The sequence below is a fragment of the Kitasatospora sp. NPDC059571 genome, from assembly GCF_042735675.1.
Classification (GTDB): Bacteria; Actinomycetota; Actinomycetes; order Streptomycetales; family Streptomycetaceae; genus Kitasatospora.
In genome coordinates this window covers 1-7,745 of sequence record NZ_JBHWBW010000379.1, presented here as the reverse complement: position 1 = coordinate 7,745, position 7,745 = coordinate 1, and the positions used below count along the sequence as shown (strand labels likewise).

The window sequence follows — 7,745 nt, the reverse complement described above, 5'->3', positions numbered from 1 at the left end:
GGTCAGGCGTTCGGGGCGCCCGCCTCGCGGACCGCGAGCTCGGCGAAGAAGGCGTCGACGGCGGCCCGGGTCCGCGGCTGCGCGGCCAGCGGCTCGCCGACCACCCGGCCGGCCAGCTCGGTCGCCAGCGCGACGACGTCCTCGCGCAGCGCCGCCTCGGCGACCACCCGGTCCGCGGCCAGCTGCACCGCGGCGGCCGCCACCAGCTCCTCGCGCTGCCGCTGGCCCTCGGCGCGGACGGCCGCCACCAGCGCGGCACCCTCCTCGGCGGCCCGCTGGCGGATCCGCGCGGCCTCGTGCCGGGCGCCGGCCAGCTCCGCCTGGTACTCGTGGTAGATCCGCAGCGCCTCGGACCGCGCATCCTCCGCACGTTCCAGGCGGCCCTCGGTGGCGTCGTGCCGCTCGGCGAGGGTGCGCTCGATCCTCGGCAGCACCACGGCGCCGAGGAGGCCGAAGACTGCGAAGAAGAGGATCAGGCCGAGGACGAGTTCTGCAGTGTTCGGTGTCAGTGGTCCCATACTCCGAACGTACCAACCGGGCTCGATCGCAGACGACCGATATTCCGTCAACCGCTGGCCGGAAAGCGCTAGTTGGCGCCGGCCCTGAGGCCGCACCACGGACCGCGGGCCCCGGCCGTGTCCCGGCCGTGTCCCGGCCGGGGCCCGCCCTCACCGTGCCGGTCAGCAGGTGATGGAGCCCCTGCGCAGCGCGTGGCCGCTGTCGTTGCTGTCGTCGGCCCAGTAGACGGGCTTGGCGCCGCCGACGCACTCGTCGGCGCCGGCCACCGAGAAGCCCTCGTTGTTGATGTCGGACATCCCGCTCGGGCGGTTGTAGACCGCGGTGACGGCGAACGCGCCGGCCGCGTTGACCTGCATGGTCCGGTGCTGGCCGCTGCAGGTGTCGTCGCAGACGACCCACAGGCGCGAGGCCTGCGGCTCCCACTGGAGCTCCATGACACCGGCCATGCCGCTGGCGACCGAGGCGACGCGGGTGAAGGCGCCGCTGTCCTGGAGGACGTAGCCGTAGACCATGCCGGTGCCCTCGACGCCGACGAAGAAGACGCCGCCGGTGTGCGCGCCGTACAGGCCCGGGTTGTAGGCCGCACCGGTCGACGCGTCCTTGAACCCGGCAGCGGTCAGCGACCCGTCGGGGACCCAGGTGATGCCCTCCAGGCCGAGGTTGGAGCCCACCGCCGGGAGGTCGGCGGTCAGGTTCCACTCGTTGGTGGCGGTCAGCGAGGTGCCCGTCCCGCTGACGTCGTACCGCAGGACCGAGAGCCTGCTGGTGCCGGACGCGTCGCCGTTGCGCTCGCTGGAGACGTACACGCCGCCCGCGGAGCCGGCGCCGGTGAGGGTGACGCCCTCGTCGTCAGGGGTGCCGGAGCCGCCCGGGAAGCGGACCGTCTTGCCGGAGGCCCAGCCGTTGGCGGTGTCGGGCTGCCAGCCGCCGAAGCCGTTCGGGACGAGGCGCCAGAGCTTGCCGCTGTTCTGGGCGCCCCACATCACACCGCCCTCCTGGTAGAGGCCGCTGAGGTCGGTGCCGAAGACGTTCGAGGCGTCGGCGGTCGTGACGGTGCCGCTGCCCGGCCACGCGACCGGCGTGGTGCTCCCGCCACCGCAGTCGTTCGCGGCACCGAGGGTCAGCGTGGCGGCCTGGCCGAAGGCGCCCGTGCCGTCGGGGCAGCGCGACCAGGACGGCGCGGAGTGGCCGGTCCAGGTGAAGCTGTCGACCAGGGTGGTGCCGTCCGCGAGGTAGAGCCGGGCCTTGTCGCTGGAGCCGAGCCCGAAGGAGGAGTGGACGTCGAAGGCACGGAACGCACCGCCGGCGAGCGTCGTACCGGAGGCGATCTTGTACTTCGAGCCGTCGTTGTCGTCCTTCAGGATCCAGCCCGAGACGTCGACCGTGCCGGTGCCCTTGTTGTACAGCTCGATCGAGTCGTTGACGGACCCGGTGGTCACCACCTCGTTGATCCGGATGTCGTCGGCCGGGGCCGCGTACGCGGGGGGTGCGGTGAGCAGGCCGGCGGCCAGGGTGGGGCCGGCGACTGCGGCGAGGAGCAGAGCGAGGCCACGGCGCCAACGGGGTGCGCGTGCTTCGGTCACGATGTCCGTCCTGGGGGGGCGTTCTGACAGGGCGCCACGAGGTTCCCGGCCCGTACCGAACACCCGCCCTCCGGCGGATGAGTGCCCTGTGAACGCTGAACGAACCCGCCCCGCCGGGCCCGCGGGCGCTCCCGTCCGGGGCCTTCGTTCTGGTCACGCTCTGTGGACGCAGACGGATTCGAACCGCCGACATCCGCCTTGCAGTTTCGACCGGGCAGTAGGACGAGCAGCGTCTTACCTGATCAAAGGCCGTCCACCAGTCTTCACACTGCCAGGGTCAACCGCCATGGTGCGCCACCGTTGATGGCAGCTACTGATGTCAGGACGCGACGCTCAGGGCTCCGTCGTACACGGCCCCAAGACATCCAGGGCGCTCGGGATCTGTCTTCTACGGCACCGACGGATCGTGGGGCAGGCCACACTCGGCGTCGCGCAGGTGCAGTTGCCGAAGGTCTTGGAGTTCGGCGATGGGGAACGGGTGGCGGCCCCACTTGGCTTTGTAGCCGTCCTCACCATGCTCTCGCAGCACGGCCGTCGCAGCCTCTGCGACGGCGTGCGTGAGGGTGCTGCGCGGCAGGGTGGAACTCCATGTGAGAGTGCCGTCCGCGTCAGGTGCATCGAAGCTCGTGGACATGTCGGGGAACCGGTAGATCGAGACCGCAACGCGCGCGTCCGCACCCCGGAGCACCCACCTCACTTCGGCGGGCTCAAGGTCGAAGGAGAAGCGGCCGACCGGCTCTGTCCCGTAGAGGCCGCCGACCCCCCGGAGAAGGTCGGCCAGGGCATCGGTGCAGTAGCTGACGATGTACCTGGCCGCAGCCGAGCTGTCGGCGATTTGGCAGGTTGCCCATCCACTGCCGCTGAGCTTCCAGGCGAACTCGAAGTGATCATCCATCTATGCCCCCTGCCGTCGTCTCCGCAGACCGTACCGCGCGGGCGGTGGAGCGGACCGTGCCGCCGGGCGCTCAGCGAGCAGGCTCACGGCACGGGTGTGGCACGGCGCCCCCGATGCACTCTGCCCTACGCCTTGCGTCAACCGGCGGCTGCGCCCCACGGCTACAACCCGTTGTGGAGGGGACCAGCCCGTTCGAGCCGAGCCAGGGGGGCCAAGCGTCGGCGACCATTTACCTGCGGCCAGAGATCCACTGACCCGCGCACACGGTTGCCGGACGTCTGTGGCTATCCGCCCGTTGTAGCGAGGTCAGAGGCTCAACCGCTGCCACTGTGTTGCAGCGGCATCGTAGGATGCGCCAGTGATCGCGATTGGGAGCTGGCACACATCGGCTTATCAGCTCGGTCAGCGTGAGGGTAGCTACACGGCGTACCTGGCCCTCGCTCTGGCAGGAGTGTGGATAGCCACGGCGTGGTGGCGTGATCCGAAGCCGTCGGAGTCCCGAGGAAGCGAGGAAGTCGCCCGGTTGGCGCGCCGCCGGTCGCGCATTGTGAAGTACAGCGCTCTCGCAACCTCGGTCATGTGGATCCTTCTGGTCGCCGCAATCAATGTGTACGCAGCGCAGCAGCCGAGTTGAGCGCGTCGAGTGGCCCTGGTAGTGACGAACCGCTTCTTTGACGTTGCTGTGTGATGCTGGTTCACCTCACGCGGCCCAGGAGCGGGCCGGAGGCTGTACGGTCTGGGAGCATGTCGGACCTGATCACGATTGACGTCAGCTCGGCGGAAGACGAATACCAACTGCACGATTTGCTGGCACGTGAATTGGACTTCCCGTCGTTCTACGGCCGCAACTGGGATGCGTTCTGGGACACGGTGACGGGCTTGGTCGAGATTCCCGGCCACCTTCGGTTCGTCGGCTGGGTGCACCTCTCGGAGAGCGTGCCACGCGGAGCCGCCATGCTTGCCTCCCAACTCGACGAGTACCGCCGCGAGTACCGGCCCGACCTGAAAGTCGAGTTCGACGGGCCGGCCAGCTTCGAAACCTGAGCTTGGGAATCAGCGATCTCCCGGCGACCATCTGATGCCTGAACTGGGGGGATGTCAGCTGCGCGTCCCCTTCGCGCGGCCGTTCCTCCCCGCCACTCACCGTGGCTGACCGCCGGATCTGGTGCTCATCTGGTGCAGCCCAAGACCTGGCTGTGGGACGCGTTCGGGCTATCACTTGCACGTCGGCGCCCTCGAAGGTGGCACCCCTCTCCTGTAATCACCCCGGCAACAATCGGCCCCACTTGGGGCCTCATCGCTTCGCCATCAGGGCCATGAACCCGACCACCGCGCCGCATCCCCAGAACATCAGGAAGTACGGGGCGACCTTATGAATGATCTTTTCGGCTGCTTGGCGGCCATGCTTATCCGGCCCGCCACCGGCCACAACCGGTGCAGCCGACTTCCGCTGCCGCCACAGGTAGACCCCAACCGCGATCGCACCAAGCCCAATCAGCAACAGCATGAGATACGAGACGATCGCGGTCCCTCCGGCAAGGACACACTCGCCGTCACGCAGTACCTCGCCGCTTCCACATGCGGTCATGGTCGCCACCCCCTGGACAGCCAGATGATACGCGCGGGCGGCAGGGCGGTTCTGGCCAGCATGCGGCCATGGCTCGGGCTGAGCGCGTGGTTCCCTCCTCGATCGGGCAGCTCCGCCGCACCCGGCCCCTGGAGTTCCGGGTTCGCCCCTGGGTGCCCGTTCCAGGAGGGGGCCGCCCGCGACCCGACCAACGGGTTCTGCGCTGAGGGATTCCCCAGTGCCCACTACCCGGCATCCACCCCACTGTCGTCGCGCTTCGCAACCGCCCGTCGGCGGGCTGCCCGGACCCACAGGCCCGCCAGAAACCCGACGAAGAGCAGCCGCGGCACGAAGGCGCGCTGCCAGTGCGGCATGCCCAGCAGAGCCAGCCCGGCTTCCACCAGCGCCAGCGCCGTGCACCCGGCGATCAGACAGCCCCCCAGCCTCAGCTTCATGCGCGCACCCTGGCCACCCGCCGCCCAGCCGCTGGCAGCACCCCTTTGGAGGGACCACCCATGCCAGCTCCCGTCATCCGGCCGCTTGCCGCCACCGCCGACCTCCGGCGGATGGCCGGCGCCGAGTGGCAGGAGAGTGACTACGTCTTCCGATGAACGTCTGCACCCACGTCACCCAGGACTCCCAGCGGGACGCCCTGGCGAGCATGGACAGGCTGCTGCGTCAGCGCCGTTGATGTCAGATGTGGATGTCAAAAGCCCCGGGCGGGGAACGCGATCGTTCCCGTCCGGGGCCTTCGTGCTGGTCACGCTCTGTGGGCGCAGACGGTTTCGAACCGCCGACATCCGCCTTGTAAGGGCGGCGCTCTACCGCTGAGCTATGCGCCCCTGTCGCTGCGCACCCGGTCAGGGTGGACGACGAAGGCCTAGCGTACCCGGTCCCGGCGGTCGTCCGTCGCCATCGGGACGGCCGGGGCGGTACGGGGGTGCCGGGCCGGTGGGGTGATCGGGAACAATGGGCCTGGAGCAGGCGGACGAGCTGAGCAGGGAGCGCGTGGTGAGGGTGGCCGGCGGTGGCGGCGGGCGGGGCGGCTGGTGGCGTCGGAGCGACGGGGCGCGGGCGGAGGCGACGGCGGCCCGGGACGCGGCCCAGCAGGCGTTCTACGAGCTGGACTCGGCGCAGCGGGACGCCCGGCTCGCGCTGGAGACCATCCGCTCGGCCGAGGACACGGCCGCCGCGGCCCGGGCGCAGGAGGACTTCCGCGAGCTGTCCGCGCGGATCGACCAGGTCACGGTGGCCTACCTGACGGCGCTGGACGCGGAGGACCTGGAGGCGCCCGAGCTGGAGCCCGGCGCCGCCGGCCGGGCCCGGCGGCAGCTGGAGCAGGCGAAGCACGAGCTGGAGGCCAAGCGGACGGAGCTGGACGCCTTCGCCCGGCGGGTGCAGCCGCTGGTGGAGCACGCCGAGTCGCAGCTGATCCGGGTGGCGCCGGCCGTGGAGAAGGCGAAGCAGGCGCTGCTGGGGGCGACGACGGCGCTGGAGGCCGTCCGGGCGGCGGGACTGCGGGCGGACGACCTGGCGGCGCGGCTGGCCGAGCTGGCGCCGGAGCTGTCCCGGTTGAACCAGGGGGTGGCCCGGCATGGTGTGCCGGCGACCCTGCACCGGGCGGAGGACGTGCAGCGGCGGGCCGAGGCGATCCGCGAGCAGGCGGAGCAACTGCCGGAGCGGGCCAAGGAGATCGACCGCCGGGTGGCGAGCCTGCGGACCCGGATCCAGGCCCTGGAGACCCGGGCCGGCACGGTGGAGCCCGCGCTGAGCGAGCTGCGGCGGCGGTTCTCGACGGCGTGCTGGCAGGACCTGCAGCGGGTGCCCGCGCAGACCGCGGAGGCGGTGGCGACCGCCGGGGCGAAGCTGGCGGATGCGGCGCGGGCGCGCGACGAGCAGCGCTGGGCGGACGCGACCGGCGCGATCGGTACGGTGCGCGCCCTGCTGGAGACCGCGGAGGGTTCGGTCGCCGCGGTCAACGACCGGCTGCGGCAGCTGAACGAGGTGTCGCACGACCCGCACAAGGAGATCGAGCGGACGAGGTTCGCGCTCCGGGACGCCCAGCGGCTGGCGATGTCGGGCCGGCAGACGCCCGACCCCCGGCACGCCGCACCGCTGGACGCGGCCGTCGGCCGGCTGGACCGGGCGGTGGCGGAGCTGGAGGCGGCCGGCCGGCATCCGGACTACTGGCGGTTCCTGACCGAGCTGGCGGCGGTGCGGGAGTCCGCCGCGCAGGTGGTCGCGATGATCCGGGGGACGCACTGACGGTCCGACCGGAGGGTGGCCCCGGTCACATTACTCGCGGGTAACTTGGTGCTAGAGTCGCCGCCATGGCACGCAAGCGCGCTCTCTCCGCCGCCGCCTTCCGCCGCGGCATCAACCTCTGGCCGCCGTTCCTCTTCGCCGGGATCCGGGTGCTGTCGGTCGGCGCCGACTACCGCTCGGCCAAGGTCCGCCTGCGGCTCGGCCGGCTCAACCGCAACTGGGTCGGCACGCACTTCGGCGGATCGATCTTCGCGATGACCGACCCGTTCTGGATGCTGCTGGTGATGCAGAACCTCGGCCCGGAGTTCTACGTCTGGGACCGCGCCGCGGAGATCGAGTTCGTCTCCCCCGGGCGCGGCGACGTGTTCGCCGAGTTCGTGCTCACCGACGACCGGCTGGCCGAGATCCGCGCACTGACCGCGGACGGCGAGAAGGCCCTGGTCTGGTTCGACACCGAGGTCCTGGCCGCGGACGGCACGGTGGTGGCCCGGGTCCGCAAGCAGGTGTACGTCCGGCCGAAGCCGCAGCGCGTGCCGGTGGGTGCTGCCGCCTGAGGCCGCCCGTCGGTACCCTGCCGGTATGCCACGCTACGACTTCCGCTGCCGCTCCTGCGGAGCCACCTTCGAACTTCGCCGCACCATGGCGCAGGCCAACGACCCGGCCGTCTGCCCCGAGGGGCACGGCGACACGGTGAAGCTGCTCTCCACCGTCGCCGTGACCGGCGGCTCGGCCGCTGCGGCCCCCGCGCCGAGCGGCGGCGGTGGCGGTGGCGGTGGGTGCTGCGGCGGCGGCTGCTGCGGCTGACCCCGGACGAGCGGCCGGGGCCACGGCCCGACGATCGACCCCAACCGGGAACCGCCCGGCCCACGAGCGACCCCACCGGGGTAACGGCCGGCCCAAAAACCGCCCGTCAGCG

At 71.4% G+C, this 7,745-nt stretch carries 9 protein-coding genes and 1 tRNA gene; 4 read left to right on the top strand and 6 right to left on the bottom strand.

Going from position 1 to position 7,745, the window contains the following annotated elements; all coding sequences use genetic code 11:
• Window positions 1–2 precede the first annotated feature (2 nt).
• The 3 genes from ACFV0G_RS30205 to ACFV0G_RS30195 form a co-directional block, all read right to left on the bottom strand.
• Complete coding sequence (locus tag ACFV0G_RS30205; protein ID WP_380554922.1) at window positions 3–518, bottom strand: hypothetical protein; 516 nt, start codon at window positions 516–518, stop codon at window positions 3–5.
• Between the two features lie 162 nt (window positions 519–680).
• The gene (locus ACFV0G_RS30200; protein WP_380554921.1) at window positions 681–2,102 is read right to left on the bottom strand and encodes a lamin tail domain-containing protein; all 1,422 of its coding nucleotides are present in this window, start codon (window positions 2,100–2,102) and stop codon (window positions 681–683) included.
• A gap of 388 nt (window positions 2,103–2,490) precedes the next feature.
• Entirely contained in the window at window positions 2,491–2,997 is a 507-nt protein-coding gene (locus ACFV0G_RS30195) for a hypothetical protein (RefSeq protein WP_380554919.1), read from the bottom strand.
• A 744-nt stretch (window positions 2,998–3,741) separates the two neighbouring features.
• Here ACFV0G_RS30195 and ACFV0G_RS30190 point away from each other — a divergent pair.
• Window positions 3,742–4,041, top strand: coding sequence for a barstar family protein (locus ACFV0G_RS30190; RefSeq protein WP_380554917.1), 300 nt, complete (start codon window positions 3,742–3,744; stop codon window positions 4,039–4,041).
• A gap of 250 nt (window positions 4,042–4,291) precedes the next feature.
• Here ACFV0G_RS30190 and ACFV0G_RS30185 read toward each other — a convergent pair whose 3' ends face one another.
• The 3 genes from ACFV0G_RS30185 to ACFV0G_RS30175 all read right to left on the bottom strand — a co-directional run bounded on the left by ACFV0G_RS30185 (window position 4,292) and on the right by ACFV0G_RS30175 (window position 5,406).
• Window positions 4,292–4,594, bottom strand: coding sequence for a hypothetical protein (locus ACFV0G_RS30185; RefSeq protein WP_380554915.1), 303 nt, complete (start codon window positions 4,592–4,594; stop codon window positions 4,292–4,294).
• A 215-nt stretch (window positions 4,595–4,809) separates the two neighbouring features.
• Complete coding sequence (locus ACFV0G_RS30180) at window positions 4,810–5,019, bottom strand: hypothetical protein (RefSeq protein ID WP_380554913.1); 210 nt, start codon at window positions 5,017–5,019, stop codon at window positions 4,810–4,812.
• Between the two features lie 315 nt (window positions 5,020–5,334).
• A tRNA-Val gene (locus tag ACFV0G_RS30175) sits at window positions 5,335–5,406 on the bottom strand.
• A gap of 127 nt (window positions 5,407–5,533) precedes the next feature.
• Between ACFV0G_RS30175 and ACFV0G_RS30170 the strand changes: the two genes are divergently transcribed.
• The 3 genes from ACFV0G_RS30170 to ACFV0G_RS30160 all read left to right on the top strand — a co-directional run bounded on the left by ACFV0G_RS30170 (window position 5,534) and on the right by ACFV0G_RS30160 (window position 7,633).
• On the top strand, window positions 5,534–6,829 hold the full coding sequence (locus ACFV0G_RS30170; RefSeq protein ID WP_380554912.1) for a hypothetical protein: 1,296 nt from the start codon (window positions 5,534–5,536) through the stop codon (window positions 6,827–6,829).
• A 65-nt stretch (window positions 6,830–6,894) separates the two neighbouring features.
• Entirely contained in the window at window positions 6,895–7,383 is a 489-nt protein-coding gene (locus ACFV0G_RS30165) for a DUF4442 domain-containing protein (RefSeq protein WP_380554910.1), read from the top strand.
• Between the two features lie 25 nt (window positions 7,384–7,408).
• Complete coding sequence (locus ACFV0G_RS30160) at window positions 7,409–7,633, top strand: zinc ribbon domain-containing protein (RefSeq protein WP_380554908.1); 225 nt, start codon at window positions 7,409–7,411, stop codon at window positions 7,631–7,633.
• Window positions 7,634–7,745 lie beyond the last annotated feature (112 nt).

Bases quoted from the DNA above. Each gene is read 5' to 3' on its own strand.
- ACFV0G_RS30205 (WP_380554922.1), bottom strand. From the start codon at position 518: ATGGGACCACTGACACCGAACACTGCAGAACTCGTCCTCGGCCTGATC.
- ACFV0G_RS30195 (WP_380554919.1), bottom strand. From the start codon at position 2,997: ATGGATGATCACTTCGAGTTCGCCTGGAAGCTCAGCGGCAGTGGATGG.
- ACFV0G_RS30190 (WP_380554917.1), top strand. From the start codon at position 3,742: ATGTCGGACCTGATCACGATTGACGTCAGCTCGGCGGAAGACGAATAC.
- ACFV0G_RS30180 (WP_380554913.1), bottom strand. From the start codon at position 5,019: ATGAAGCTGAGGCTGGGGGGCTGTCTGATCGCCGGGTGCACGGCGCTG.
- ACFV0G_RS30170 (WP_380554912.1), top strand. From the start codon at position 5,534: ATGGGCCTGGAGCAGGCGGACGAGCTGAGCAGGGAGCGCGTGGTGAGG.
- ACFV0G_RS30165 (WP_380554910.1), top strand. From the start codon at position 6,895: ATGGCACGCAAGCGCGCTCTCTCCGCCGCCGCCTTCCGCCGCGGCATC.
- ACFV0G_RS30160 (WP_380554908.1), top strand. From the start codon at position 7,409: ATGCCACGCTACGACTTCCGCTGCCGCTCCTGCGGAGCCACCTTCGAA.